Below are 25,699 nucleotides of genomic sequence, written 5' to 3' on the forward strand. Positions count from 1 at the left end.
GTGGGATCAAAGCGGCGGGGAATGGCTCTCTGGCATTCTGGCGTTTTAACGCAGGGGGAGAACAATGAACCGGTTTATTATGGCGGATGCGTCGGCGTGTATCGGGTGTCGTACCTGCGAGGTCGCCTGCGTGGTGTCGCACCAGGAACAGCAGAATAGCGCGGCGGTGACGACGGCGGACTTTGTGCCGCGTATCCGGGTGATAAAAGAGGATAGCTTCACCACGGCCACGGTCTGCCATCAGTGTGAGGACGCGCCGTGCGCGAATGTCTGCCCGGTACAGGCGATTCGCCGTGATCGGGGGCATATCTTCGTGACGCCATCGCGCTGCATTGGTTGTAAAAGCTGTATGCTGGCTTGCCCGTTTGGTGCGATGACCGTGGTGGCGTTCGCGTCAGGCGCGCAGGCGATTAAATGCGATCTTTGCTGGCATCGGGAAGCGGGGCCGGCGTGCGTGGAAGCCTGCCCGACCAGTGCGTTACAGTGCGTTGACGCAGCACACGTGCAGCGCCAGCGCCTCTATTCTCAACCTTTCTGAATGTCGTTCCGGCCTGCATGATGGCCGGAATAGCCGTCAGCCTTCACGCCAGGCGCGTTCTATCTCTTCTGCCAGAATTTTTACGCCCGCCTCGATTTTGTCCGGTTCAGGCACGTAGTTCATCCGCATACACTGGTGTGTGTGCGGCCAGGGTTTATCCAGCCCGGGAAAGAAATAGTGGCCCGGCACCATCAGCACGCCGCGCGCTTTCAAGCGTTGATAGAGTAGCTCGGTGGTTATCGGCAGATCTTTAAACCACAGCCACAAAAATATTGCGCCTTCCGGTTTATGAATCAGGCAGCGTTCTTCGGATAAATAGCGACGAATGATCGCGATAGTCTGTTGAACGCGCTGATAGTAGAAAGGTTTGATAACCGTTTCCGACAGCCGCAGCAGATCGTTACGCTTAATCATTTCGCACATCATCGCCGGACCCATGCCGCCGGGCGCAAGGCTGATAATGCCGTTCATGTTGGCAATGGCGGTAATCGTCTTATCATTGGCGATGATAATCCCGCAGCGGGAACCGGGCAGCCCCAGCTTCGAGAGGCTCATGCATAGGATAATATTGGGGTTCCACAGAGGGCGCGCCTCGCTAAAGATAATGCCCGGAAACGGTACGCCGTAAGCGTTATCAATCACCAGTGGGATGTTGTGCTGATTCGCCAGTCTGTCCAGCTTCATCAGCTCTTCGTCGGTGATAACGTTACCGGTTGGGTTGGTCGGGCGCGAGACGCAAATCATCCCCGTTTCTTCGCCGATGTGCAGATGCTCAAAATCGACGTGATACTTAAACTGGCCTTCCGGCAGCAGCTCAATATTCGGGCGCGCCGAAACGAAGAGGTCGTCTTCCAGACCGGAATCTGCATAGCCGATGTATTCCGGCGCAAGCGGGAATAGTACCTTTTTCGTACTGCCGTCGGCGCGACGTCCGGCGAAGAGATTAAATAAGTAGAAAAACGCGCTCTGACTGCCATTTGTCAGCGCAATATTCTGTGGTTCGATATCCCATCCCAGCGTTTCACGTAGCAGTACGGCCAGTGCATTCAGTAGCGCCGTTTTTCCCTGGGGACCGTCATAATTACAAAGCGCATCAGCGGCTTTGCCGCTTTCTACCATATCTGTCAGTAGCGTCTGGAAATAATCCTGCATTGCAGAGATGTGTGCCGGGTTACCGCCGCCAAGCATGATGGCGCCTGGCGTGCGTAAGCCGTCGTTGAGATCCTCCATCAGGCGGGTAATGCCTGAATGGCGGGTAAATTTATCGCCGAAAAGTGAAAATGTCATAACGGGTGATCTATCGAACTGTCTGTCAAAGTGGATAACCATAACGCTACAAATGGCGGGGCGCAAATGGGGGTCAGGCGGTGGTATTGATGTTTTATGCTACAAATTTTTATCAGGTTAGTTTTTTATTTTGAAGGGGCTACCGGTACGCGAGGAGACCGGTAGCGCCACGATTAGCGGCGGCCCGCCCAGACGACCATCACCGTATCGTCGCCGTACTGGCGTACAAAACCGTACCCGTGTTTTAGCGTCAGCGTGGTTTGTTGGCCTGCGCCGATGGCGGGATGTCTGGCGCGGAACTGGCTAATACGCTGCCAGTGCGCGACGGCTGCGGCTGACTTTCCGCTCACGTCCTGCCAGTTCATATCTGAACGGGTGCCTTGCAGCGGGTCGGAGCCGGTGGGGCCGAAGGGACGAGCGGATTCATCGCCGTAAAAGATCTGCACCGCGCCCGGCGAAAGCAGCAGCAGTTCCGCCGCCTTATCACCGCCCTCACGGAAAAGGCGCGTATCATGCGAGGAGAGGTAACTTAATACGTTGAAATCCTGCATTTTATCCGCCATCTGCTGCCAGACTGGCCCCATTTCCGCCAGGCAATCGACCGCCTTCGCCGCCTGCTCCTGATAATCAAAATTGATCATCGCGTCGAAACCATAGCGATAATAATCACTTTTCATGACGCCGTGGCCCCACGCTTCGCCAGTCATCCAGAACGGGCTATCATCCAGCGCTTTGTCCGGATTGGCCTGCTTCCATTCATGTAACGCCGCGCTGGCCTGGGTTTTTAGCTGTTGCCAGGCAGGAAGCTCAACGTTTTTGGCCGTATCGACCCGGAACCCGTCAATGCCGTAATCATGCACCCACTGGCTTAACCAGTGAGTCAGATAATCCCGTGGCGTATAGCCCTCAATGAACTTTGCTTTAGTATCAGGTTTGTTGGCATAGAACTCGGGTAGGCCGGAAGGCGTGGTAGATTCCGTTTTTATATCCGGCAGGAAGGCCAGCGACAGGGTTAAATCGTCAAATCCCGGACTGTCGTAGTCGCCAATATCGGTACGAATCCACTTTTTCCCCCACCATTTTTCCCAGGCGGCGCTGTCGCTGAAGTTGATGTAGTCGTTAAAGCTGTGCCAGCTTTGTCCGGCGGCGGGTCGCCAGTTTGTCCAGCGATCGCCGAGAATTTTTTGCCGTTCCGCGCCGGATAAATAGAGCGCGCCGAACTGATACTCCTGCATATCCGCCAGCGTGGCGTAACCGGCATGATTCATTACTACGTCAAATAAAATACGGATGCCGCGCTGGTGTGCGCCGTCGACCAGCGCGCGGAGATCGGCTTCGCTGCCCATATTGGCATCCAGCGTCGTCCAGTCCTGAGTGTAATAGCCGTGATAGGCGTAATGAGGAAAATCGCCTTTTGTTCCGCCGCCGACCCAGCCGTGGATCTGTTCAAACGGCGAGCTTATCCACAAGGCGTTCACGCCTAATTGCTGTAGATAGTCCAGTTGACTCGTCAACCCACGTAAATCGCCGCCGTGGAAAGTGCCAATCTCTTGCATACCATCCTTATGGCGACCATAGCTGTGGTCGTTGGTTGGCTCGCCATTGCGAAAGCGATCCGTAAGCACAAAATAAACGGTGGCGTTGCGCCAGTTAAAAGGCGCTGATGCATGGGTTTCCGCGCGCTCCAGCAATAAAAGCCCGTGGCTGTCGGCAGGTTGCAGCGTGATTTGCCCGTTTTGGACGGTATCGGTTTGACCACTGTAATAATCGCGCACTACCGTCCCTTCCGGAAAGGTCTGGCGAACATCCAGCGTGAGCGGCGAACCATCCCAGACGGGACACTGACGGGCGAGCTGCGCGGTGCGTTCAGGTTCAGTTTTTATCGATAACAACAGGGTCGGCGTACCGGAGCGGGTATCTACCGTTATCGTATAGTCGCCATCTTTAAACAAACGCCATTGCGGCGGCGCGCCTTCGCAAGGTTTTAACGACAACATTTGGTTGAGTTTTATGGCGCCGGAGGGCTGCCAGCACTGCTGGTCAATATGGAGCGTTAACGCGCGTGTACCTTTTGTTAATGCAGCATGGCTGGTAAAGCGCCCGGTTTCCTGCGTCGAGAACGTCGGAAAACCGGGCGAGGTCCATGATGAGGCGATCGCGATACCGGGTATCAGCGTCAGAGCGAAGGCGGCAAGTTTCATCACGCTATCCTTTGTGGGCAATATTCATCAGCTTGCCTGGTTTTTAGGCGAATGAACTCCTCCTCAGCAGAGAGTCGCGCAGGAGGAGGCGCGAGGGTGAGCGACGAGGCGCAAAAAAACGCCTCTATTTGCGATAAGCACCACATTTTATTGGCATTATTGCTGCCTGTTATCGTTAATAGTTGACATAGTTTCGGATTAAGACTATTCCCTGAGGTGCTTTTTAAGCCTATTTTTGCTAGAATTTGGGGTTCAAACCTTAACTTCGTGAAAAATAAAAGGTGTTGGAATGTATCAATCCGACCAGGAGACCTAATGATATTGACTCCCATGCGACGATATGGGGCAATGATTCTTATGTTACTCACCATCGCATTTTCGGGTGAGGTGCTGGCAAAGACGCACGCAACACAAACGAGTCAAAAGTCCCACATAACTGAGACAAGTTATAAACAGGTTAGCAGTAAACAAGAGTATTCTCGCAATAGTGCAAAGAGCAGTTCACTTCCTGATTTGCGAAAATACCCTTCCGGAACCCCCAGAAAAAAAGCGTTTCTCCGGACCGTTATGCCTTACATCACCAGCCAAAATGCCGCGATTACCGCGGACCGTAATTGGCTGATCTCAAAACAGTACCAGAACCGCTGGTCGCCGTCTGAACGCGCGCGTATGAAAGATATCGCGAAGCGCTATAAAGTGAGCTGGTCCGGCAACACGCGTCGTATTCCGTGGAATACGTTGCTGGAGCGCGTCGACATTATCCCAACCAGCATGGTGGCGACGATGGCGGCGGCGGAAAGCGGCTGGGGAACCTCTAAACTGGCGCGTAGCAACAATAACCTGTTCGGCATGAAGTGCATGAAAGGGCGTTGTACCAATACGCCGGGTAAGGTGAAAGGTTACTCGCAATTCGCGTCGGTTGAGGAGTCGGTGAGCGCGTATGTCGCCAACCTGAACACGCATCCGGCTTATTCTTCTTTCCGCAAGTCGCGCGCCCAACTGCGTAAGGCGGATCAGGAAGTCACCGCCACGGCGATGATTCATAAGCTAAAGGGTTACTCTACCCAGGGGTCGCGCTATAACAACTACTTGTTCGCGATGTACCAGGACAACCAGCGTCTGATCGCCGCGCATATGTAATTCTGTGTGCCGGATGGCGCTACGCTATCCGGCTTACAAGGCATCTGTAGGCTGGATAAACTACAACAACGCTTCACTATGCTGGTCGCGATACTCCTTAGGCGTAGTGACGTACTCCTTTTTAAACACCGAATAGAAATATTGCAGTGACGGGTAGCCGCACATTTGCGAAATTTCGTTTATCGCCAACGTGGTAGAAATCAACAAACTACGCGCTTTTTCCAGCTTTTCGGCGTGGATCAGCGCATGTATCGTCTCGCCAACTTCTTCCTTAAAACGTTTTTCCAGGTTTGAACGTGAAATCCCAACCGCGTCCAGCACCTGCTCGACTTTAATGCCCTTACAGGCATGGTTACGAATAAAGTGCATCGCCTGGATAACCGCCGGATCGGTCAGGGAGCGATAGTCTGTCGAGCGGCGCGCAATGACGCGCACCGGCGGCACCAGAATGCGCTGTAACGGCATCTCTTCGCGCGCCAGCAAACGGTGCAGCAGCTTCGCCGCCTGATAGCCCATTTGCCGCGCCCCCTGCGCGACGGAGGAAAGCGCGACGCGCGACAGATAACGGGTTAACTCTTCGTTATCAATACCGATAACGCAAAGTTTTTCCGGCACCGGAATATGCAGGTGTTCACAGGCCTGCAATACGTGACGGGCGCGGGCATCCGTTACGGCAATGATGCCGGTTTGCGGCGGCAGCGTCTGAAGCCAGTCGGCGAGGCGATTTTGCGCGTGCTGCCAGTTTTCCGGCGCGGTTTCCAGCCCCTGATAGACTACGCCGCGGTATTTTTCCTCGGCGACCAGCTGGCGAAAGGCGTATTCCCGTTCCGCCGCCCAATGTTTGCGGCTGGAGTCGGGCAAACCGTAAAACGCGAAGCGGTTAACGCCTTTTTCTTTTAAATGCAGGAAAGCGCTTTCAACGAGCGCATGATTATCGGTGGCGATGTAATGAACGGCGGGATAATTTTCAGCAAGATGGTAAGAACCGCCGACCCCGACAATGGGTACGTCGACATCGGCTAATAATTGCGCGATATCGTCATCATCGTAATCTGCAATAACGCCGTCGCCTAACCACTCTTTAATGTTATCGATACGGGCACGGAAATCTTCCTCAATAAATATATCCCATTCGGATTGCGAGGCTTGTAAATATTCACCCACCCCCTCCACTACCTGACGGTCATAGGCTTTATTCGCGTTAAATAACAGAGTGATGCGGTGACGTTTATCAAACATGAGGATATATCCTGCAAAAGTGAACCTGGACTCATGGATACTATCAAAACGGCTGACATAACGGTCTGGCGAATGATGACAAATTATTTTGCGCCTGAAACGTTATGCGAAATTCATCACAGCAAACGGCGGATGACAATTGTCATTTCTTATCTATATATTACGGTTTTTTGTTTATTTGCCAGGATTCGATCGCGATCGCTTTTTTCTTCTGTGGTTTTCAGCGTTTTTTTGAGAGCCAGAGCACATTTGGGGATTCTCTTAATAGCGGTGTGAAATAACGTAATTGAGCAATAAATCAGGAAATTCCAGTATGACGTTATGTCGTTTACTTGCCGTCTTATCTGATTATGGAGCTCACTATGCAGGCTTATTTTGACCAACTCGATCGTGTTCGCTATGAAGGCCCTCAATCGACTAACCCGCTGGCATTTCGTCATTACAATCCCGACGAGCTGGTTTTAGGTAAACGTATGGAAGATCACCTGCGTTTCGCGGCCTGTTACTGGCATACCTTCTGCTGGAACGGCGCGGATATGTTTGGTGTAGGCGCGTTTAATCGTCCGTGGCAGCAACCGGGCGAAGCGCTGGAGCTGGCGAAACGCAAAGCGGACGTGGCGTTTGAATTTTTCCACAAACTGAATGTGCCTTTTTATTGCTTCCATGACGTGGATGTGTCGCCGGAAGGCGCGTCGTTGAAAGAATATAAAAACAACTTCGCGCAGATGGTGGATGTGCTGGCGGCGAAACAGGAACAGAGCGGCGTAAAACTGCTGTGGGGAACGGCGAACTGCTTTACCAACCCGCGCTATGGCGCAGGCGCCGCCACTAACCCGGATCCGGAAGTCTTTAGCTGGGCAGCGACGCAAGTGGTTACGGCAATGAACGCCACGCATAAACTGGGCGGCGAAAATTACGTCCTGTGGGGCGGGCGCGAAGGTTATGAAACGTTGCTGAATACCGATCTGCGCCAGGAACGCGAACAGATTGGCCGCTTTATGCAAATGGTGGTCGAGCACAAACATAAAATGGGTTTCCAGGGCACGCTGCTGATTGAACCGAAACCGCAGGAACCGACTAAACATCAGTATGATTATGACGTTGCAACGGTTTATGGCTTCCTCAAACAGTTCGGCCTGGAAAAAGAGATCAAAGTGAACATTGAGGCGAACCACGCGACGCTGGCGGGTCATTCGTTCCACCATGAAATCGCGACCGCTATCGCGCTGGGTATTTTTGGCTCCGTTGACGCCAACCGCGGCGATGCGCAACTGGGCTGGGATACCGATCAGTTCCCGATTAGCGTTGAAGAGAACGCGCTGGTGATGTACGAAATCCTGAAAGCGGGCGGATTCACGACGGGCGGTCTCAACTTCGACGCCAAAGTTCGTCGCCAGAGCACCGATAAATACGATCTGTTCTACGGTCATATCGGCGCGATGGATACGATGGCGTTGTCGCTGAAAATCGCCGCGCGTATGGTTGAAGACGGCGAGCTGGATAAACGCGTGGCGAAGCGCTATGCCGGCTGGAATGGCGAGCTGGGGCAGCAGATTCTGAAAGGACAACTCTCCTTAGGCGAACTGGCGCAGTATGCGGAGCAGCATAATCTGGCGCCAGTACATCAAAGCGGTCATCAGGAGCTGTTAGAAAATCTGGTTAACCGTTATCTGTTTGATAAATAACCTTATCTACCGGGCGACTCCGCGTTAGCCCGGCCTGTAGTCGTGATTAGCCCGGTAAGCGTAGCGCTGCCGGGCGCTTTCAGTAAAGGAACCCACACTATGTATATCGGGATCGATCTTGGTACATCGGGTGTAAAAGCTATCCTGTTGAATGAGCAGGGCGATGTGCTGGCTACGCATACTGAAAAACTGACCGTATCGCGTCCGCATCCCTTATGGTCGGAACAGGAACCAGAGCAGTGGTGGCAGGCGACGGATCGTGCGGTTAAAGGTTTAGGTCGGCAACAGTCGTTAAGTGGCGTCCGGGCGTTGGGCATCGCCGGACAAATGCATGGCGCGACATTGCTTGATAGCCGTCAGCAGGTTCTGCGACCAGCGATTTTATGGAATGACGGACGCTGTAGCGAAGAGTGCGCCTGGCTGGAAAAACAGGTGCCGCAGTCGCGTGCGATAACCGGTAATCTGATGATGCCCGGTTTTACCGCGCCCAAATTAGTCTGGGTGCAGCGCCACGAACCGGATATTTTCCGCCAGATAGACAAAGTTCTGCTGCCGAAAGATTTTCTGCGGCTGCGAATGACGGGCGTCTTTGCCAGCGATATGTCGGATGCAGCGGGAACGATGTGGCTGGACGTGAAAAAGCGCGACTGGAGCGACGTTATGCTCAACGCCTGTCATTTAACCCGACAGCAGATGCCAGCGTTATTTGAAGGTAGTGACATTACCGGAACGTTGCTGCCAGAGGTAGCCAGCGCATGGGGAATGCCAGCAGTACCTGTGGTGGCGGGCGGCGGCGACAATGCGGCTGGCGCAGTCGGCGTAGGAATGATCGATGCCGGACAGGCGATGCTCTCACTTGGAACATCGGGCGTCTATTTTGCCGTCAGCGACGGCTTTCTGAGTAAACCGGAGAGCGCAGTACACAGTTTTTGCCATGCGCTGCCGGAACGCTGGCATTTAATGTCTGTAATGTTGAGCGCCGCCTCTTGTCTGGACTGGGCGGCTAAACTCACCGGGCAGAAGAACGTCCCGACGCTGATTGCCGCCGCGCAGCTGGCGGATGAGCATACCGATCCGATCTGGTTTTTGCCGTACCTGTCCGGCGAGCGCACGCCGCACAATAATCCGCAGGCAAAAGGCGTTTTCTTTGGTTTAACCCATCAGCATGGCCCGGCGGAACTGGCGCGGGCGGTACTGGAAGGCGTGGGATATGCTCTGGCGGATGGCATGGATGTGGTTCACGCCTGCGGCGTCAAACCCGCCAGCGTGACGCTTATCGGCGGCGGGGCGCGCAGCGAATACTGGCGTCAGATGCTATCTGATATTAGCGGGCTACAGCTTGATTATCGTACTGGCGGCGATGTGGGGCCAGCGCTGGGCGCGGCGCGTCTGGCGCAAATTGCGGTGAATAAACAGACTCCGCTCGCCGATGTATTGCCGCAGTTGCCGCTGGAGCAGGCGCATTATCCCGATGCGCAGCGTCATGCGGTTTATCAACAACGTCGTGAAACCTTCCGTCGACTCTATCAGCAGCTGTTGCCGTTGATGTCATAAGTCAGAATGCCTTTCGGTTTTGGCTGAAAGGCATTCCCCGTAAATATTAATTCTATTGAATTATATCGAAGTAAGTATGTGTGTTTTCTGATTTTTATATTATTGCTGAGCAGGCGCCTTTTTCATCTCTATTTCTTCGCTTAATGTGTCTCACACAACCACAAGGAGAGTGAGATGGACGATCACGTTGCACGCAGGAAACGGATGTTCGGCCTGGGAATGTTAGTTGTCGGTGCAGTGGTATACCTGGTGGGACTGTGGCCAGGCTGTCATACATTAAGCGAAAAGGGATATTTTTTTGCGGCAATCGTCATGTGCGGTTTTCCAGTCTTAATTCGCCAGGAACACACGGGGAATGACCGCTTGCTTTCTCGTTGCAAATCTTTGCTGTTGCTTGGCATCGGCATGGTCGCGGTCGGCGTATTTAACCTGGCGCTGGCGGGCGCGCTGAAAATACTGTGTCTGGTGGCGCTGGGGGTCAGTATATATGGAACCGATCTTTACGCTTCCTACAGTGATGATGAATGATGGCCGGAGCCATCATTGTCGTTTAGCTAACCCATTTCCGTTTATCAATACGCTGTAACAGCATGGAAAGTAGCAGGCTTCCTGTCACCGTCGCGGCAAAAACCCACACGATGTCTAACGGCGGCCAACGTTTTAACTCCAGACCATTAGTACGTAGCGCATGGATAATCAGCGCGTGGAAACCATAAATACCCAGCGAGTGGCGGGAGATAAGTCCCAGTCCAGGTAACGTCCGCGCATTCAGCTTATTTTTAACTATCGTGAACAGTGAGACAGCGCAAATAAACACCATGGGACCGCAATACAGATACCAGGTATCGGCAAAATTTCCGCGCCAGCGTAATTCATGCAATGTGCCGCGAGAAATAACAAATACCGCGATGATGAACAGGGCAGCGCAGATAAGCGTCAGCGATGACTTTTGCGTCTCCATCATTCCAATGGCGCGGCCCAGGATACCGTAGAGAATGTAGTAGAACGTGTCGCCGCTGATATACAGATTGATGGGCAACCATTCAACGCCGCCGATTTTTTGCGGCACAGTATTTGGGTTAGCAATAATACCAATGATCACCATCAGCATCAGGAGCATTTTGCCGCTCACGTTTTTTACCTGGATTAATGGCGATACCAGGTAGATCACCGTAATCGCAAAGAAAAACCACAGGTGGTAAAACACGGGTTTTTGCAGCGCATTTTTTAGCGAAAGCTCGACGTTGATCGAAGTAAAAAGTGAAATGTAAGCCAGGGCGACAACGCTGTAAAAGATAAGGCACAGGGCGATACGTAAAAAATGCCGCGGTTGCGCGCAGCGCTCGCCAAAAAAAAGATAGCCTGAAATCATAAAAAACAGAGGAACGCTAACGCGCGAAGCCGAATTCAGGACGTTCGCAATATCCCAGTTTAGCGGGCTGACGCTGTGGGCGTTGGTGATGTACCACGTTGTAGTATGGATCATCACTACCATTAAACAGGCGATCCCTCGCAGGTTATCAATCCAGTTAATTTTAGGCTGCATCAGTTCCTCAGCTTCCGTTTGAATAGAGTTCCAGCGCGGTGGCTCACTGGAAAAATCCGACTTTCTACGCTACATCTTGTGATGGCGTAAGGAGATTCGCACAATGTGTCTGCTACCCACAAACCTTAATAATAAGACTGACCAGCAAACCAGACGGTAATAAAAATGATAATGAAGTATTTCTGTACTGTGATGATAGCCATCGCTCTGGTGGGATGCACAGCGACACCGCCACCGACGCAAAAAGCCCAGCAGAGTAAAGTGAGCCCAACACGCACGCTGGATATGGAAGCATTGTGTAAAGCTCAGGCGGCGCAGCGTTACAACACTGGCGCACAGAAAATTGCTGTTACCGGCTTCGAACAGTTTCAGGGGAGCTATGAGATGCGTGGTAATACCTTCCGTAAAGAGAGTTTTGTCTGCTCTTTTGATGCAGATGGGCAGTTTTTACATCTTTCTATGCGGTAAAAGCCGCGCCTGGTGAGGTGTGATGCCGCGAAATCCGGCAATTTTCGCTAAACAAGCCGGTTTCATACTGTATATCTCGCATCCAGCGGGTATACTGGCTCCTTCCTTTAAATCCACACGTATCCAGCACGAAATAATATGCAAAAGTTTGATACCAGGACCTTCCAGGGCTTGATCCTGACCTTACAGGATTACTGGGCTCGCCAGGGCTGCACCATTGTTCAACCATTGGACATGGAAGTCGGCGCGGGAACTTCTCATCCAATGACCTGCCTGCGCGCGCTGGGGCCAGAGCCGATGGCGACTGCCTATGTGCAGCCTTCTCGTCGTCCGACCGATGGCCGCTACGGCGAAAACCCGAACCGCTTACAGCACTACTATCAGTTCCAGGTAGTGATTAAGCCGTCTCCGGACAACATTCAGGAGCTGTACCTCGGTTCTCTGAAAGAGCTGGGTATGGACCCGACCATTCACGACATCCGTTTCGTGGAAGATAACTGGGAGAACCCGACGCTGGGCGCCTGGGGACTCGGCTGGGAAGTGTGGCTGAATGGCATGGAAGTGACGCAGTTCACCTACTTCCAGCAGGTCGGCGGCCTGGAGTGCAAGCCGGTGACCGGTGAAATCACCTACGGTCTGGAACGTCTGGCGATGTATATCCAGGGCGTGGACAGCGTTTACGACCTGGTCTGGAGCGATGGCCCGCTGGGTAAAACCACCTACGGTGACGTGTTCCATCAAAACGAAGTGGAGCAGTCCACCTATAACTTTGAATACGCCGATGTGGATTTCTTATTCACCTGCTTCGAGCAGTATGAGAAAGAAGCCCAGCAGCTACTAGCACTGGAAAACCCGCTGCCGCTGCCGGCCTACGAGCGTATTCTGAAAGCCGCCCATAGCTTCAACCTGCTGGATGCGCGTAAAGCTATCTCCGTCACCGAACGTCAGCGCTACATTTTGCGTATTCGCACCCTGACCAAAGCAGTGGCAGAGGCTTATTATGCTTCCCGTGAAGCCCTCGGCTTCCCGATGTGCAACAAAGACAAGTAAGAGGCGGCCATGTCTGAGAAAACTTTTCTGGTGGAAATCGGCACTGAAGAGCTGCCACCAAAAGCACTGCGCAGTTTGGCTGAGTCCTTTGCTGCGAACTTCACTGCGGAGCTGGATAACGCCGGCCTCGCGCACGGTAACGTTGAATGGTTTGCCGCCCCGCGCCGTCTGGCGCTGAAAGTGGCGAATCTTGCTGAATCTCAGCCCGATCGCGAAGTCGAAAAACGTGGTCCGGCGATTGCTCAGGCGTTTGACGCCGAAGGCAAACCGAGCAAAGCGGCAGAAGGCTGGGCGCGCGGCTGCGGGATCACCGTTGATCAGGCCGAGCGTCTGAAGACCGACAAAGGCGAATGGCTGCTGTATCGCGCCCACGTGAAGGGCGAAAGTACCGAAGCGCTGGTGCCGAACATGGTAGCCACCTCGCTGGCAAAACTACCGATCCCGAAACTGATGCGCTGGGGTGCGTCTGACGTCCACTTCGTGCGTCCGGTGCACACCGTGACTCTGCTGCTGGGCGATAAAGTGATTCCGGCGACCATCCTGGGCATTCAGTCTGACCGCGTCATTCGCGGCCACCGCTTTATGGGTGAGCCTGAGTTTACTATCGACAATGCTGACCAGTACCCGCAAATTCTGCTGGAGCGCGGTAAAGTCATTGCCGACTACGAAGCGCGTAAAGCCAAAATCAAAGCGGACGCCGAAGAAGCAGCACGCAAGATTGGCGGTAATGCCGACCTGAGCGAAAGCCTGCTGGAAGAAGTGGCCTCGCTGGTGGAATGGCCGGTGGTATTGACGGCAAAATTCGAAGAGAAATTCCTCGCCGTGCCTGCCGAAGCGCTGGTGTACACCATGAAGGGCGACCAGAAGTATTTCCCGGTTTATGACAACGCGGGCAAGCTGCTGCCGAACTTTATCTTCGTCGCCAACATCGAGTCGAAAGATCCGACCCAGATTATCTCCGGTAACGAGAAAGTGGTGCGTCCGCGTCTGGCAGATGCTGAATTCTTCTTCAATACCGACCGTAAAAAACGTCTGGAAGACCATCTGCCGCGTCTGCAAACCGTGCTGTTCCAGCAACAGCTGGGCACGCTGCGCGACAAGACCGATCGTATTCAGGCGCTGGCGGGCTGGATTGCCGGTCAGATTGGCGCTGACGTCAACCACGCCACTCGTGCGGGCCTGCTCTCCAAGTGCGACCTGATGACCAACATGGTCTTCGAGTTCACCGACACCCAGGGTGTGATGGGGATGCACTACGCGCGCCATGATGGTGAAGCGGAAGATGTGGCTGTGGCGCTGAACGAACAGTATCAGCCGCGCTTTGCCGGTGATGACCTGCCGTCTAACCCGGTAGCCTGTGCGCTGGCGATCGCCGATAAGATGGACACTCTGGCGGGTATCTTCGGTATTGGTCAGCATCCGAAAGGCGACAAAGACCCGTTTGCGCTGCGTCGTGCCGCGCTGGGCGTGCTGCGCATCATCGTTGAGAAGAACCTCAACCTTGATCTGCAAACGCTGACCGAGGAAGCGGTGCGTCTGTATGGCGACAAGCTGACCAATGCCAACGTAGTCGATGATGTCATCGATTTTATGCTGGGTCGCTTCCGCGCCTGGTATCAGGATGAAGGTTACACCGTCGACACTATCCAGGCGGTACTGGCGCGTCGTCCGACCCGTCCGGCAGATTTCGATGCTCGTATGAAAGCGGTATCGCACTTCCGTACCCTGGAAGAAGCCTCTGCGCTGGCGGCGGCGAACAAGCGCGTCTCCAACATCCTGGCGAAAGCCACTGAGCCGCTGAACGATATCGTCCACGCCTCCGTACTGAAAGAAGCGGCGGAAATTGAGTTGGCCAGACATCTGGTTGTGCTGCGTGATAAGCTTCAGCCGTACTTTGCCGATGGTCGTTATCAGGAAGCGTTGATTGAGCTGGCGGCACTGCGCGCGCCGGTGGATGAATTCTTCGAAAATGTCATGGTTAACGCGGAAGAGAAAGATATCCGTATCAACCGCCTGACGCTGTTGTCGAAACTACGCGAACTGTTCCTGCAGGTTGCGGATATTTCGTTACTACAATAAGCGTTCAGTTAATTAAAAAAAAACCTGCTTTCGGGCAGGTTTTTTTATAACGTAAATAGTATTAGTTGATTCGCTAATAATTCTGTAACTCATAGCCGTGGTTATTTCTATTGATTGGCAAAAAATATTTCAGGAATACATTAACGCTGGCGGTACGGATATTGGCGTTAGAATAGCTGCGGGTGCTTGAGACTGTTTGTCTCAGGTATTCACCAAAAGGCAGACAGAGAAAATCCCCACCTGACTATACCCAAAATAATTCGAGTTGCTTAAAGGCGGCAAGGGAGTGAGTCCCCAAGAGCATAGATAACTATGTGACTGGGGTGAGCGACAAATCTGCCGGGAGCAGATTTGAACGTCGCGTGCGACGGCCCGTCAGGGCGAGGCCCATGGATGGGCCGAGTAATCCGTAGCCAACACATAAGCAACTTGAAGTATGAAGGGTATATAAATCAAAAGTGCACTGCGCCCATTATTGATCTCTTCAATAACGAAGCGATCTCCTGCAGTATTTCAGAACGTCCAACCATGCCGATGATCGATGACATACTCATGAAGGCATTTGCCAGACTTGATGCGGGTACCAATCCGGTTCTTCATTCAGATCAGGGCTGGCAATACCGTCATTGATGGTACCAGTATCAGTTACGAGAGTTTGGCATCATCCAAAGTATGTCCCGCAAAGGCAACTGCCTTGATAATGCCTGTGCAGAATGTTTTTTCGGGACTTTAAAATCAGAAAGTTTTTACACCAGTAAATTTAAGGATATTGATGAACTTAAGATAGCTATTGAGGATTACATACGATACTACAATCCCCGACGAATTAGCCTTATATTTAACGGACTCAGCCCGGTTGAATACCACCTAACGAGCTATCCAGGCAGAAATTAACAAGGTCTGTACAGGGATGCTATCAGGAAACCTGAACGTTGGTGGATACGCTCACGTAAATGTCTGCTATGAGCGAGGAACGGACGCCCTATTTCACAAAAATTAGTATTGTTCTACAAGTAACTCTCACAATGAGGTTTTATGAAAATCAGAAGGTTCAGTAATGGGGATGAAATATCGTTATTCAGAGTTTTTTTCTCATCTGTACATACGATCGCATCACACTACTACACACGTGAACAAATTGATGCTTGGGCCCCAGCAGATATCGACCTGGAGCGATGGGCCAATCACATTAAGGAATTACAACCTTTTGTTGTAGAGCTAGATGGTGAAATAGCTGGATATGCAGATGTTCAACCAAATGGATACATTGATCATTTCTTTGTATCAGGAACCTATTCAAGACAGGGGGTAGGGACACTACTGATGAATTGCATTCATGAGGAAGCCAGACAGCGTGGAATTAGTGAACTTACTTCAAATGTAAGTAAGGCTGCGGAAGTGTTCTTTCTACGACACGGCTTTCATATAGTGGAGCGAGGCTTTCCTATTTGCCGTGGAGTGACATTACAAAATGCTCTGATGAGGAAATGTTTGGCGAAATAATAGTCAGCCTGCAGAAAGGCAGCATTGTTCTTTTGCCTTGTTGAACTCAGTAAACCGCTACAATGAGCAATTTCCGCTCATGGCACAAAGCGGACATCAGTATTCAAAAAATGAAAAACGACGACTTGATGTATATCGTTTGCTATACATGGTGGTTGTGCTATTCTTGTAAAGCAAATGCTATACAAAGGGTGTCTCATGAAATCAGATGTTCAACTTAACCTTAGAGCTAAGGAATCGCAGCGGGCGCTCATTGATGCAGCTGCGGAAATCCTTCACAAGTCACGTACAGATTTCATTCTGGAAACGGCCTGCCAGGCTGCCGAGAAAGTGATCCTTGACCGCCGTGTATTTAACTTTAACGATGAGCAATATGAGGAGTTCATCAATCTGCTTGATGCACCGGTCGCAGATGATCCCGTCATCGAAAAACTGCTGGCAAGGAAACCTCAGTGGGACGTGTAACAGCACCAGAACCTTTGTCCGCTTTTCATCAGGTAGCTGAGTTCGTCAGCGGTGAAGCTGTGCTCGATGACTGGTTGAAGCAAAAGGGCCTCAAAAACCAGGCTCTCGGAGCGGCCAGAACATTTGTGGTGTGCAAGAAAGACACGAAGCAAGTAGCCGGTTTTTACTCTCTGGCCACCGGTAGCGTCAACCATACAGAAGCGACAGGCAACCTTCGGCGTAACATGCCAGATCCCATCCCTGTCATTATACTTGCCCGTCTTGCTGTCGAGCTCTCATTCCATGGAAAAGGGCTTGGGGCTGATTTACTTCATGATGCAGTGCTTCGTTGCTATCGGGTTGCCGAGAATATTGGTGTACGTGCAATCATGGTTCATGCACTTACCGAAGAAGCCAAAAATTTCTACATTCACCATGGTTTCAAATCATCACAAACTCAGCAGCGAACATTGTTCCTTAGGCTCCCTCAATAGAATGCAAAGACTGTTATGTTCAAATCGCTATAAGCGATAATTTGATAGAACGTCTAAGGTTAAATTCAGGAAGAATACGACGAACAAAATATTGACGAGACAGGAATCCGCGTGATGCAAGAAAGCAACGGAATGGATAATTCGATTGCGGACAATGTTATTTAGTTATAGCCAGAAACAAAAAAGAGCCCATGTATTAAATGGACTCTTTCGCTGATGCCTCGGTTAATCTGTCCAGGTTTTTGGGGTCAGTACAAAGTGAGCCCACCTCTGCCATTCTTGTGGCGTTATGCATTCTCAAGGCACTCTGTTAATTTTATCTTGTTGGCGTTTTATAGGCCCGATAACCCATTATGTTATCGGGCATTTTTTTAACGTAATGGTAATTCCGTCAGACAGGTCTGGCTGTCATCTCTGGTGGCAATGGCATGTGACGCCGTTTTACCGTTGTAGCTTACTTCCAGCGTCCCTTCCATATTGCGCGGTAGCCAAACACCGATAAATCCGTTTCGATAGCTTTGCATCTCTTTTTGTACGATGACAGCGCCTTTACTGTCTGTCACTTTTACAGTGAACGGTTTATTCGGCATTTCTCCCTGACAGCCGGAAAGGCTGTGGTTAAAACAGGGGTGTGTCCGCCATTCATAGGGCGCAAAAGAGAGATAGAATTTGTCGCCTAACGGCAGCGTATAAATCTGCTCTCCGTCAGATAATTTGAGTTCAGTACTGGTAATCGACGCGGAGTAAGGCAAAGGACGGCTCTGCGGCGTCTGATCAATCGTATCCACGATCTGCTCAACCGTTTTTCCCGCCAGCCCATGTTGCGCCAGAAAAGCGGATTCTGAGGATGCCGCAAGCGCGGAGCCGCTGGCGCATAAACCCAAAAGTAATAACCATGATGATTTCGACATAACTTCAATTCCTTGTGAACAATCTCCCTGCCTACTATAGGGGTTCCCCTAAGGGAAAGGTCAAAGGGACGCAGGGTAAAGTAATGCAAAGTTATGCTGGGGGGAGAGGGGGAATTGGAATAAAAAAAATCCCCGCCATCAGGCAGGGATTCAAAATTCTGAGCTTTTTAAGCTTACAGGCTGGTTACGTTGCCAGCTGCCGGGCCTTTAGCGCCGCTTTCGATGGTGAAGGAAACTTTCTGACCTTCGTCCAGAGATTTGTAACCATCGTTCTGAATAGCGGAGAAGTGTACGAACACGTCTTTAGAACCGTCATCAGGAGTAATAAAGCCGAAGCCTTTATCAGCGTTGAACCATTTTACGATACCAGTCATTTTACCGGACATAGTGTATTACCTTTTAAAAAATAAGTGTGCCTTTCGGCGTTATGGCGTGCTTTACAGATTTTTTAAGCGTTAAGGAAATGCGCACTACGAGGGGTATCTAATGGATAACTCTTGAAGGGACTTGCCTTACTAAACTGCTTTAATGGTCTGTACGTCAAACCGTTGAGCACATTAACTCATGTAATGCCGGGCGATGCAACTTTTATTTTACTTTATTTCTCCAGGTCAGGAATCGGGCGGGGAAAACGGTCCTTACGCAGGACCGTTAAAACAGAAAGGGGTAAAAATTACTCCATCAATTGCTTACTTAAGCGTGGGTTCGCCTGTATCAGGCGCATCAATTTAAGCTCTGCTGGCGTGGGTTTTTCGCGTTTCGATTCCCATTCCTGAACCATGGCAACCGTTACGCCCAGCGCTCTGGCGAATTCATCTGTTTTTAGTCCCGTTCCTCTCCGTAACTGTTCAAATTCGGTAAAAGGATTGGGTTTTTGCGTCAGGGTGATCTTTCGCGTTTCATCTTTAAAAACAATTTGTTCCAGGCTGCTCAGCAGCTCAAACATCGGATCTTTATATTCCATTGAGAACTCCTGTAAATCACACAGCGGGATCGTGAAATGCATCGAAGCCTCTTAAGAATAGTCGGGAAACTTGTGGGTGGGGGGCGACGCGCCGCCAGGAAGCGCTATCGATTCGTTTCGATGCCTTACGCTACGCGACTTTTAGGACGCTAACAATTTGATCCATGAAGATATATCCGTCTTTCAGAAAATAATTGTAAAGATTAAAAAAATATTACACTCCCCGCTGGAAAGCTTTCTTGCCGCGTTTTTTATCGCAGTGTCAGGCCAAAAATTAACAATTAAATAACAAATTAAGCATTGATGCAGATAAACATAATTTTCCGCTACAAGATCGCGTGGAAAGGGTATCCTGCAAGCCTGACCTGGACTATCCTTGTAAGCCGTCAGGCACGCAGGTGTCGTTGTGCGCATTTTTGGGTGAAAGGAGTATTAACAATGGCGACAGGTAAGTCCTGCTCTCGCTGGTTTGCGCCTGTTGTGGCGTTATTAATGGTGTTTAGCCTGAGCGGGTGTTTTGATAAAGAAGGCGATCAGCGCAAAGCGTTTGTCGATTTCCTGCAGAATACAGCAATGCGTAGCGGAGAGCGTTTACCAACGCTGACGGCCGATCAGAAAAAACAGTTTGGTCCGTTCGTGTCTGATTACGCGATACTGTATGGCTACTCGCAGCAGGTAAACCAGGCGATGGATTCCGGTCTGCGCCCGGTGGTCGATAGCGTTAACGCCATCCGCGTTCCGCAGGATTATATGACGCAACGCGAGCCGCTGCGGCAGGCAAATGGTTCGTTAGGCGTGCTGGCGCAACAGTTGCAGAATGCAAAACTGCAGGCTGATGCCGCGCATGGCGCGTTAAAGCAGGCCGATGACCTGAAACCTGTGTTTGATCAGGTCTACAAAAAAGTAGTCACCGTGCCGGCAGATGCTTTGCAGCCGCTGATCCCGGCGGCGCAGATCTTTACGCAGCAGTTGGTACAAGTGGGTGATTATATTGCGCAACAGGGCGAGCAGGTGAGCTTTGTCGCGAACGGCATTCAGTTCCCGACCTCACAGCAGGCCAGCCAATATAATGCGCTGATTGGGCCGTTGGCCTCGCAGCATCAGGCGTTTAATCAGGCCTGGACGGCGGCGGTAAACGCAACCCAGTAATGACAGTCTGCCCGATAAGCGCAAGCCAGCGCTTATCGGGCCTGTAGCGTTATCCCGCCGCCTGCGGGTTGACGCAGTTCTTCTCTATTTTTCCCTGCAGCGCATCAATCAAATTATCCACCGCACAGGCCATCATATTGTAGCGCGTCTCATGCGTTGCCGAGCCAATATGCGGCACCGCGACGACATTAGACATGTTCAGCAGGGGCGAATCCACGGATAGCGGTTCATGCTCAAAGACATCCAGACCTGCCGCATATATTTCACCGTTTTGCAGCGCGGCAATCAGCGCGTTTTCATCGACCACCGGGCCGCGTCCGGCATTGATAAAAATGGCGGACGATTTCATTCTGGCAAACTGTGTTGCGCCAAACAGATGTCGCGTTTCTGCCGTTAGCGGCAGGATCACGCAGACAAAATCAGCCTCCTGCAACAACGTATCCAGATCGCAGTAGCGGGCGTTAAACCGGTCTTCCGCCTCCTGATGCCGCCGACGGGCGTGATAGAGAACCGGCATGGTAAACCCAAAGTGCGCTCGCTGCGCCAGCGCCATCCCGATACGCCCCATCCCAACGATACCGAGTGTTTTGTGATGCACATCGACGCCAAACCACGCCGGGCCAATGCTTTCTGTCCATTCACCCGCTTTAACCCGTTCTGCGACGTCCACCACGCGGCGGGCAGTGGTCAGAATCAACGCCATCACCGTATCGGCAACGGTTTCCGTCAAAACGGCAGGCGTGTGCATCAGGACTATTTTGCGGGCAGTAAGGGCGTCCACTTCGACATTATCGTATCCCACCGAGATGGTTGACGCCGCGCGTAGCGCCGGCATTTTTTCCAGCAGCGCGCGGTTAACGGTTTCGCTGGCGCCCAGAAGGCCTTGCGCGCTGGCAAATGCCTGCGCGTGTCGCGCGACCGTTTCCGGATGCAGGTTCGGTACCTGGGTGACGGTAAAATGCGCCTCCAGGCGATGCAGCAAATCATCAGGCAGGGTTTTGTAGAGAATGATGGACGGCTTCATGCGACTCTCCGTAAATCAAAAGGTAAGCGCGGCATGCGCCAACCGGAACAGGCTTATTATTAACCCGTTTAGCCATCATCGACCAGCCAATTTCCCCGCTGTCGGCAGCCGTGTCGTGGTAAATAATGAATGAATACCGAATGATGCGACGTGTATCCGGTCTGGAGAGGGAATAGTGCAGGCCGGGTAAAGCATGCCGCCTTACCCGGTACTGTCGTTTACTGCAATGGACTCAAGGTAATTTCGACGCGGCGGTTTTGCGCCTTACCTTCTGCCGTACTGTTGCTGGCGATCGGGTTCGCCGGACCCATTCCGCTGGTACGGATACGGCTGGCGTCGACGCCCTGGGTGATCAGCGAACTGGCGACGGAGTCAGCACGCTGCTGCGACAGACGCATATTCAGATCGTGGCTACCGGTACTGTCGGTGTAGCCCACCACATTGACGGCGGTCTTGGGATACTCTTTCAGCACCATCGCCACGCCGGTCAGCGTGTTAGCGCCTGCCGGTTTCAGCGTCGCGCTGCTGCTGTCGAAGGTGACATTATTCGGCATATTCAGAATGATATTATCGCCGCTTCGCGTCACGCTAACGCCTGTGCCCCGCATTTTGTCACGCAGTTTCGCTTCCTGTACGTCCATGTAGTAACCCACGCCGCCGCCCAGCGCCGCGCCAGCCGCCGCGCCAATCAGCGCGCCTTTACCGCGATCTTTTTTGGAGGAGGAGAGTGCGCCGATGCCTGCGCCGACCAGCGATCCAATACCCGCACCAATGCCGGATTTACCTGCTTCGCGTTCGCCGGTGTAAGGGTTTGTTGTGCAGCCAGATACTGCCAGGGCGCCGCTCACGATGGCAGCAATCACAAATACACGTTTTTTCATCTTAAATCCTTATCACTTTTTTATTTTTACCACAGCGACCGTGGCGGTTGATTATGACGTCTGCACATGAAGAAAATTCCAGGGAAAACTCTGAAATTTGTAAGTAACATTGATCGGCAAAATAAATAATCCCAATAATTCAGGAGCGAACCTTGACCCACGCACCATCGCGTCATTCGGTATTGACCGCCGCACACTGGGGGCCAGTCCGCGTTGAAACCGACGGAGAACGCATTTTTGCCTCGTATGGCGAACTCCCGACGGCACACCAGAACTCCCTGCAAACCGTTGTGCATGACCAGGTGCACAGTAAAACGCGGGTTCGCTTCCCGATGGTGCGTAAAGGGTTCCTGGCTTCTCCCGATAAGCCGCAAGGCATACGCGGGCAGGATGAGTTTGTTCGCGTAAGTTGGGATGACGCGCTGGATCTGATCCACGCTCAGCACAAACGTATTCGCGAAAGTTATGGGCCATCGTCCATCTTCGCTGGCTCCTACGGTTGGCGTTCGAACGGCGTATTGCATAAAGCGGCTACGCTATTGCAGCGTTACATGGCGCTGGCGGGAGGGTATACCGGCCATCTTGGCGATTATTCCACCGGCGCGGCGCAGGCTATCATGCCTTATGTGGTGGGGGGCAATGAGGTTTACCAGCAGCAGACTAGCTGGCCGGTGGTGCTGGAACACAGCGAGGTGGTGGTGCTCTGGAGCGCGAACCCGCTGAATACTCTGAAAATTGCCTGGAACGCCTCGGATGAACAGGGGCTCGACTATTTTGCGGCGTTGCGACAAAGCGGCAAACGCCTGATCTGCATCGATCCGATGCGATCGGAAAGCGTCGACTTTTTTGGCGATAAGATGGAGTGGATCGCCCCGCATATGGGCACCGATGTGGCGTTAATGTTGGGGATCGCCCATACGCTGGTGGAAAACGGTTGGCAGGATGAAGCGTTCCTTGCCCGCTGCACGACGGGTTATGACCGTTTCGCCGACTATCTTTTGGGCACGACCGACGGTACGGCCAAAACAGCGGAATGGGCGGCGGAAATTTGCGGCGTTTCTGCGGTGAAAATTCGTGAACTGGCGGAAATATTTCATCATAACACCACCATGTTGATGGCCGGTTGGGGAATGCAGCGTCAGCAGTTCGGCGAGCAAAAGCACTGGATGATCGTTACGCTGGCCGCAATGCTGGGGCAAATTGGTACGCCTGGCGGCGGGTTTGGTTTTTCTTATCATTTTGCTAACGGCGGAAACCCGACGCGCCGCGCCGCCGTGTTAGCCTCGATGCAGGGAAGCATCCCTGGCGGGGTCGATGCGGTAGATAAAATACCGGTGGCGCGTATTGTCGAGGCGCTGGAAAACCCCGGTGGGTTTTACCAACACAATGGGATGGATCGCCGCTTCCCGGATATTCGTTTTATCTGGTGGGCGGGCGGCGCGAACTTTACCCATCATCAGGATACCAACCGTCTGATTCGCGCGTGGCAAAAACCGGAACTGGTCGTTATCTCGGAATGTTTCTGGACGGCCGCCGCGAAACACGCGGATATTGTTCTGCCTGCGACCACCAGCTATGAGCGTAACGATTTAACCATGACCGGCGACTATAGCAATCAACATTTGGCGCCGATGAAGCAGGTCGTGTCGCCCCGGTGGGAGGCGCGGAATGATTTTGACGTTTTTGCTGAACTGAGCGAACGGTGGGAAGCCGGTGGTTACGCTCGGTTCACCGAAGGAAAAAGCGAGCTGGCGTGGCTGGAGACTTTCTACAATATTGCCGCCCAGCGTGGCGCCAGCCAGGGGGTGACGCTGCCGCCGTTTGCCGCATTCTGGCAGGCTAACCGTTTACTGGAGATGCCGGAAAATCCCGCCAACGCGCAGTTTGTGCGCTTCGCGGATTTTCGCCGCGATCCTGATAACCATCCGCTAAAAACGGCCAGCGGCAAAATCGAAATCTATTCTGCGCGCATTGCCAGCTATGGTTACGCGGATTGTCCCGGTCATCCGATGTGGCTGGTGCCGGATGAGTGGCACGGGAACGCCGATGCGGGGCAAGTTCAGCTACTTTCCGCGCATCCGGCGCACCGTCTGCATAGCCAGCTCAACTACAGTTCATTACGGGAGCGGTATGCGGTAGCCGGACGCGAACCGGTGACGATTCATCCGCAGGATGCGACAACGCGCGGAATCGTCGATGGCGATACGGTACGCGTCTGGAATCATCGCGGGCAGGTTCTGGCGGGAGCGGTCGTTACCGACGGAATTCGGCCTGGCGTTATCTGTATTCACGAAGGCGCATGGCCGGACCCTGAACCTACCGCAGGCGGCATATGCAAAAACGGCGCGGTAAACGTCCTGACAAAAGATCTTCCCAGTTCCCGGCTGGGGAACGGTTGTGCGGGCAACACCGCGCTGGTCTGGTTTGAGAAATATACCGGCCCGGCGCTACCGCTTACGGCGTTTGATCCGCCTGCCAACTCATAATCCAGGTGGGGTGGGCGGTATCCTCCTGCCAGGCGCTATCTTCAATACGAAAACCAAGCGCATGGTAGAAGTTTACGGCGGATTGATTTTTCTGGTAAACCTCAAGGCTCAGCAGAGGAAAACGTTGCTGGACATATTCCAGAAGCGCTTTGCCAATGCCGTGTCTTAACGCGTCGGGGGCGACAAACAGCGCCCCGACAAAACGGGCTTCCAGTACGCTGACGAAGCCTTTCAGTTGTCCATTTTCCTCCCATACCCAGGTTTGCGCGGCGGGTAAATAGACGTCGCGTACAATTGCTTCGCTCTCGTGCCAGTAACGTTCTTCGATAAAGGGATGGGCATAAATGGTACTTTTCATCCACAGCGCCAGAATAGACGCCATGTCTTCACTCTGGGATTTGCGAATCATGTTTTTCTCCCGGATGGCAAAAACAGCCGGTAATATGGTCGTTGACCAGTCCGCACGCCTGCATAAAGGAGTAACAGATAGTCGTACCGACAAACTTGAAACCGCGTTTTTTCAATGCCTTAGCAAGCGCATCGGACGCAGGTGTTGAGGTAGGAATCTCATCCAGGCTGGCCGCCTGGGTGATCTGCGGCTGGCCATCAACGAATGACCAGACAAAATCGGCGAAAGACTCGCCGTTTTGCTCCATCGCAAGCCAGGCGCGGGCGTTACTGATAATGGCCTGAATTTTACCGCGATGTCGTATGATGCCCGTGTTCTGCAGCAGGCGTTCAACATCCTCCTCCTGCATAGCTGCGATGCGTACTGGGTCAAACTGATGAAAACAGGCGCGGTAGTTCTCCCTCTTTTTAAGCACGGTGATCCAGGATAAACCGGCCTGTTGACCTTCAAGACAGATCATTTCAAACAGCTTTCTGCTATCGGTTTCCGGTACGCCCCACTCGTTATCATGATAGGCAATATAAAGGGGGTCCTGGCTGACCCAGTCGCAACGCTGCATAGACTTCCTCGTTATTGTGGTTACCGCGAAAATTTCCTTCAACCCGCCTTGACGGGCCCGCTAAAAGGACAATAGTTAATACAGGGCT

The 25,699-nt window shown here is 52.5% G+C and carries 24 protein-coding genes and 1 pseudogene; 14 read left to right on the forward strand and 11 right to left on the reverse strand.

Annotation, left to right across the window (positions count from 1 at the left end):
- The first annotated feature begins 64 nt into the window (after positions 1–64).
- A complete protein-coding gene (locus ABVM99_RS16660) occupies positions 65–538 on the forward strand; it encodes a 4Fe-4S dicluster domain-containing protein (RefSeq protein ID WP_023194859.1) in 474 nt (157 codons plus the stop codon).
- A gap of 36 nt (positions 539–574) precedes the next feature.
- Here the strand turns inward: ABVM99_RS16660 and avtA are convergent, their stop codons facing one another.
- Complete coding sequence (avtA, locus tag ABVM99_RS16665) at positions 575–1,825, reverse strand: valine--pyruvate transaminase (RefSeq protein WP_023181756.1); 1,251 nt, start codon at positions 1,823–1,825, stop codon at positions 575–577.
- Between the two features lie 173 nt (positions 1,826–1,998).
- Positions 1,999–4,026: an alpha-amylase gene (locus tag ABVM99_RS16670; protein WP_023181755.1), complete on the reverse strand. Its 2,028-nt coding sequence runs from the start codon at positions 4,024–4,026 to the stop codon at positions 1,999–2,001.
- Between the two features lie 315 nt (positions 4,027–4,341).
- Between ABVM99_RS16670 and ABVM99_RS16675 the strand changes: the two genes are divergently transcribed.
- Complete coding sequence (locus tag ABVM99_RS16675) at positions 4,342–5,166, forward strand: protein bax (RefSeq protein ID WP_023194858.1); 825 nt, start codon at positions 4,342–4,344, stop codon at positions 5,164–5,166.
- Positions 5,167–5,226: 60 nt separating this feature from the next.
- Here ABVM99_RS16675 and xylR read toward each other — a convergent pair whose 3' ends face one another.
- The gene (gene xylR / locus ABVM99_RS16680) at positions 5,227–6,405 is read right to left on the reverse strand and encodes a D-xylose utilization transcriptional activator XylR (protein ID WP_000459824.1); all 1,179 of its coding nucleotides are present in this window, start codon (positions 6,403–6,405) and stop codon (positions 5,227–5,229) included.
- A 362-nt stretch (positions 6,406–6,767) separates the two neighbouring features.
- Here xylR and xylA point away from each other — a divergent pair, with 362 nt between their 5' ends.
- From xylA to ABVM99_RS16695, 3 genes are all read left to right on the forward strand, one after another.
- Positions 6,768–8,090: a xylose isomerase gene (gene xylA, locus ABVM99_RS16685; RefSeq protein WP_001149561.1), complete on the forward strand. Its 1,323-nt coding sequence runs from the start codon at positions 6,768–6,770 to the stop codon at positions 8,088–8,090.
- A gap of 99 nt (positions 8,091–8,189) precedes the next feature.
- Positions 8,190–9,644, forward strand: a complete 1,455-nt coding sequence (gene xylB / locus ABVM99_RS16690; RefSeq protein ID WP_000275322.1) for a xylulokinase — start codon at positions 8,190–8,192, stop codon at positions 9,642–9,644.
- Positions 9,645–9,818: 174 nt separating this feature from the next.
- Entirely contained in the window at positions 9,819–10,172 is a 354-nt protein-coding gene (locus ABVM99_RS16695; protein ID WP_001635944.1) for a YiaA/YiaB family protein, read from the forward strand.
- A 22-nt stretch (positions 10,173–10,194) separates the two neighbouring features.
- Here ABVM99_RS16695 and ABVM99_RS16700 read toward each other — a convergent pair whose 3' ends face one another.
- Positions 10,195–11,190 carry an acyltransferase gene (locus ABVM99_RS16700; RefSeq protein ID WP_023194857.1) on the reverse strand — a complete coding sequence of 332 codons (996 nt, stop codon included), beginning with the start codon at positions 11,188–11,190 and terminating at the stop codon, positions 10,195–10,197.
- Positions 11,191–11,355: 165 nt separating this feature from the next.
- On the opposite strand from ABVM99_RS16700, the gene ABVM99_RS16705 reads away from it, so the two are divergent.
- The 7 genes and pseudogenes from ABVM99_RS16705 to ABVM99_RS16735 all read left to right on the forward strand — a co-directional run bounded on the left by ABVM99_RS16705 (position 11,356) and on the right by ABVM99_RS16735 (position 17,228).
- Positions 11,356–11,658: a YsaB family lipoprotein gene (locus ABVM99_RS16705; protein ID WP_000605592.1), complete on the forward strand. Its 303-nt coding sequence runs from the start codon at positions 11,356–11,358 to the stop codon at positions 11,656–11,658.
- Between the two features lie 138 nt (positions 11,659–11,796).
- On the forward strand, positions 11,797–12,708 hold the full coding sequence (glyQ, locus tag ABVM99_RS16710; protein ID WP_001168551.1) for a glycine--tRNA ligase subunit alpha: 912 nt from the start codon (positions 11,797–11,799) through the stop codon (positions 12,706–12,708).
- Positions 12,709–12,717: 9 nt separating this feature from the next.
- The gene (gene glyS, locus ABVM99_RS16715) at positions 12,718–14,787 is read left to right on the forward strand and encodes a glycine--tRNA ligase subunit beta (protein ID WP_001291739.1); all 2,070 of its coding nucleotides are present in this window, start codon (positions 12,718–12,720) and stop codon (positions 14,785–14,787) included.
- Positions 14,788–15,252: 465 nt separating this feature from the next.
- Positions 15,253–15,681 (forward strand): annotated as a pseudogene (locus ABVM99_RS16720) (transposase); the annotation flags it as partial.
- 141 nt (positions 15,682–15,822) lie between these two features.
- The gene (locus tag ABVM99_RS16725) at positions 15,823–16,290 is read left to right on the forward strand and encodes a GNAT family N-acetyltransferase (protein ID WP_000702452.1); all 468 of its coding nucleotides are present in this window, start codon (positions 15,823–15,825) and stop codon (positions 16,288–16,290) included.
- Between the two features lie 177 nt (positions 16,291–16,467).
- The gene (locus ABVM99_RS16730) at positions 16,468–16,755 is read left to right on the forward strand and encodes a DUF1778 domain-containing protein (protein WP_000965886.1); all 288 of its coding nucleotides are present in this window, start codon (positions 16,468–16,470) and stop codon (positions 16,753–16,755) included.
- Positions 16,743–17,228 (forward strand): GNAT family N-acetyltransferase, encoded by a 486-nt coding sequence (locus tag ABVM99_RS16735; protein ID WP_000533910.1) that lies wholly within the window; start codon positions 16,743–16,745, stop codon positions 17,226–17,228. The genes ABVM99_RS16730 and ABVM99_RS16735 overlap by 13 nt, the downstream gene beginning before the upstream one ends.
- 371 nt (positions 17,229–17,599) lie before the next feature.
- Here the strand turns inward: ABVM99_RS16735 and cueP are convergent, their stop codons facing one another.
- The 3 genes from cueP to ABVM99_RS16750 all read right to left on the reverse strand — a co-directional run bounded on the left by cueP (position 17,600) and on the right by ABVM99_RS16750 (position 19,103).
- A complete protein-coding gene (gene cueP / locus ABVM99_RS16740; protein WP_000047148.1) occupies positions 17,600–18,139 on the reverse strand; it encodes a copper-binding periplasmic metallochaperone CueP in 540 nt (179 codons plus the stop codon).
- 173 nt (positions 18,140–18,312) lie between these two features.
- Complete coding sequence (gene cspA, locus ABVM99_RS16745; protein ID WP_000014594.1) at positions 18,313–18,525, reverse strand: RNA chaperone/antiterminator CspA; 213 nt, start codon at positions 18,523–18,525, stop codon at positions 18,313–18,315.
- A 287-nt stretch (positions 18,526–18,812) separates the two neighbouring features.
- On the reverse strand, positions 18,813–19,103 hold the full coding sequence (locus tag ABVM99_RS16750; RefSeq protein WP_000455790.1) for an HTH-type transcriptional regulator: 291 nt from the start codon (positions 19,101–19,103) through the stop codon (positions 18,813–18,815).
- Between the two features lie 438 nt (positions 19,104–19,541).
- Between ABVM99_RS16750 and ABVM99_RS16755 the strand changes: the two genes are divergently transcribed.
- Positions 19,542–20,252 (forward strand): DUF3053 domain-containing protein, encoded by a 711-nt coding sequence (locus ABVM99_RS16755; protein ID WP_000190524.1) that lies wholly within the window; start codon positions 19,542–19,544, stop codon positions 20,250–20,252.
- A gap of 49 nt (positions 20,253–20,301) precedes the next feature.
- Here ABVM99_RS16755 and ghrB read toward each other — a convergent pair whose 3' ends face one another.
- Together ghrB and ABVM99_RS16765 are read right to left on the reverse strand one after the other, a co-directional pair.
- Complete coding sequence (ghrB, locus tag ABVM99_RS16760; RefSeq protein WP_023194434.1) at positions 20,302–21,276, reverse strand: glyoxylate/hydroxypyruvate reductase GhrB; 975 nt, start codon at positions 21,274–21,276, stop codon at positions 20,302–20,304.
- Positions 21,277–21,494: 218 nt separating this feature from the next.
- On the reverse strand, positions 21,495–22,157 hold the full coding sequence (locus ABVM99_RS16765; RefSeq protein WP_000747548.1) for an OmpA family lipoprotein: 663 nt from the start codon (positions 22,155–22,157) through the stop codon (positions 21,495–21,497).
- A gap of 152 nt (positions 22,158–22,309) precedes the next feature.
- Between ABVM99_RS16765 and ABVM99_RS16770 the strand changes: the two genes are divergently transcribed.
- On the forward strand, positions 22,310–24,643 hold the full coding sequence (locus ABVM99_RS16770; RefSeq protein ID WP_000148455.1) for a molybdopterin guanine dinucleotide-containing S/N-oxide reductase: 2,334 nt from the start codon (positions 22,310–22,312) through the stop codon (positions 24,641–24,643).
- Here ABVM99_RS16770 and ABVM99_RS16775 read toward each other — a convergent pair.
- Together ABVM99_RS16775 and tag are read right to left on the reverse strand one after the other, a co-directional pair.
- Entirely contained in the window at positions 24,612–25,052 is a 441-nt protein-coding gene (locus tag ABVM99_RS16775) for an N-acetyltransferase (protein ID WP_000619902.1), read from the reverse strand. The two genes, ABVM99_RS16770 and ABVM99_RS16775, sit on opposite strands and share 32 nt — an antisense overlap.
- Positions 25,030–25,611, reverse strand: coding sequence for a DNA-3-methyladenine glycosylase I (gene tag, locus ABVM99_RS16780; RefSeq protein ID WP_001188416.1), 582 nt, complete (start codon positions 25,609–25,611; stop codon positions 25,030–25,032). Before tag ends, ABVM99_RS16775 begins: the two co-directional genes overlap by 23 nt.
- Between the last annotated feature and the right edge of the window lie 88 nt (positions 25,612–25,699).

Source organism: Salmonella sp. SJTUF15591, from assembly GCF_043356435.1.
GTDB lineage: Bacteria > Pseudomonadota > Gammaproteobacteria > Enterobacterales > Enterobacteriaceae > Salmonella > Salmonella enterica.

Coding starts and splice junctions, on each gene's coding strand:
- ABVM99_RS16695 (WP_001635944.1), top strand. CDS start 9,819: ATGGACGATCACGTTGCACGCAGGAAACGGATGTTCGGCCTGGGAATG.
- ABVM99_RS16675 (WP_023194858.1), top strand. CDS start 4,342: ATGATATTGACTCCCATGCGACGATATGGGGCAATGATTCTTATGTTA.
- cspA (WP_000014594.1), bottom strand. CDS start 18,525: ATGTCCGGTAAAATGACTGGTATCGTAAAATGGTTCAACGCTGATAAA.
- glyQ (WP_001168551.1), top strand. CDS start 11,797: ATGCAAAAGTTTGATACCAGGACCTTCCAGGGCTTGATCCTGACCTTA.
- ABVM99_RS16755 (WP_000190524.1), top strand. CDS start 19,542: ATGGCGACAGGTAAGTCCTGCTCTCGCTGGTTTGCGCCTGTTGTGGCG.
- ABVM99_RS16725 (WP_000702452.1), top strand. CDS start 15,823: ATGAAAATCAGAAGGTTCAGTAATGGGGATGAAATATCGTTATTCAGA.
- ABVM99_RS16700 (WP_023194857.1), bottom strand. CDS start 11,190: ATGCAGCCTAAAATTAACTGGATTGATAACCTGCGAGGGATCGCCTGT.
- glyS (WP_001291739.1), top strand. CDS start 12,718: ATGTCTGAGAAAACTTTTCTGGTGGAAATCGGCACTGAAGAGCTGCCA.
- ABVM99_RS16660 (WP_023194859.1), top strand. CDS start 65: ATGAACCGGTTTATTATGGCGGATGCGTCGGCGTGTATCGGGTGTCGT.
- ABVM99_RS16730 (WP_000965886.1), top strand. CDS start 16,468: ATGCTATACAAAGGGTGTCTCATGAAATCAGATGTTCAACTTAACCTT.
- ABVM99_RS16775 (WP_000619902.1), bottom strand. CDS start 25,052: ATGATTCGCAAATCCCAGAGTGAAGACATGGCGTCTATTCTGGCGCTG.
- ABVM99_RS16705 (WP_000605592.1), top strand. CDS start 11,356: ATGATAATGAAGTATTTCTGTACTGTGATGATAGCCATCGCTCTGGTG.
- ABVM99_RS16750 (WP_000455790.1), bottom strand. CDS start 19,103: ATGGAATATAAAGATCCGATGTTTGAGCTGCTGAGCAGCCTGGAACAA.
- xylB (WP_000275322.1), top strand. CDS start 8,190: ATGTATATCGGGATCGATCTTGGTACATCGGGTGTAAAAGCTATCCTG.
- ABVM99_RS16670 (WP_023181755.1), bottom strand. CDS start 4,026: ATGAAACTTGCCGCCTTCGCTCTGACGCTGATACCCGGTATCGCGATC.
- tag (WP_001188416.1), bottom strand. CDS start 25,611: ATGCAGCGTTGCGACTGGGTCAGCCAGGACCCCCTTTATATTGCCTAT.
- xylA (WP_001149561.1), top strand. CDS start 6,768: ATGCAGGCTTATTTTGACCAACTCGATCGTGTTCGCTATGAAGGCCCT.
- ghrB (WP_023194434.1), bottom strand. CDS start 21,276: ATGAAGCCGTCCATCATTCTCTACAAAACCCTGCCTGATGATTTGCTG.
- cueP (WP_000047148.1), bottom strand. CDS start 18,139: ATGTCGAAATCATCATGGTTATTACTTTTGGGTTTATGCGCCAGCGGC.
- ABVM99_RS16765 (WP_000747548.1), bottom strand. CDS start 22,157: ATGAAAAAACGTGTATTTGTGATTGCTGCCATCGTGAGCGGCGCCCTG.
- xylR (WP_000459824.1), bottom strand. CDS start 6,405: ATGTTTGATAAACGTCACCGCATCACTCTGTTATTTAACGCGAATAAA.
- avtA (WP_023181756.1), bottom strand. CDS start 1,825: ATGACATTTTCACTTTTCGGCGATAAATTTACCCGCCATTCAGGCATT.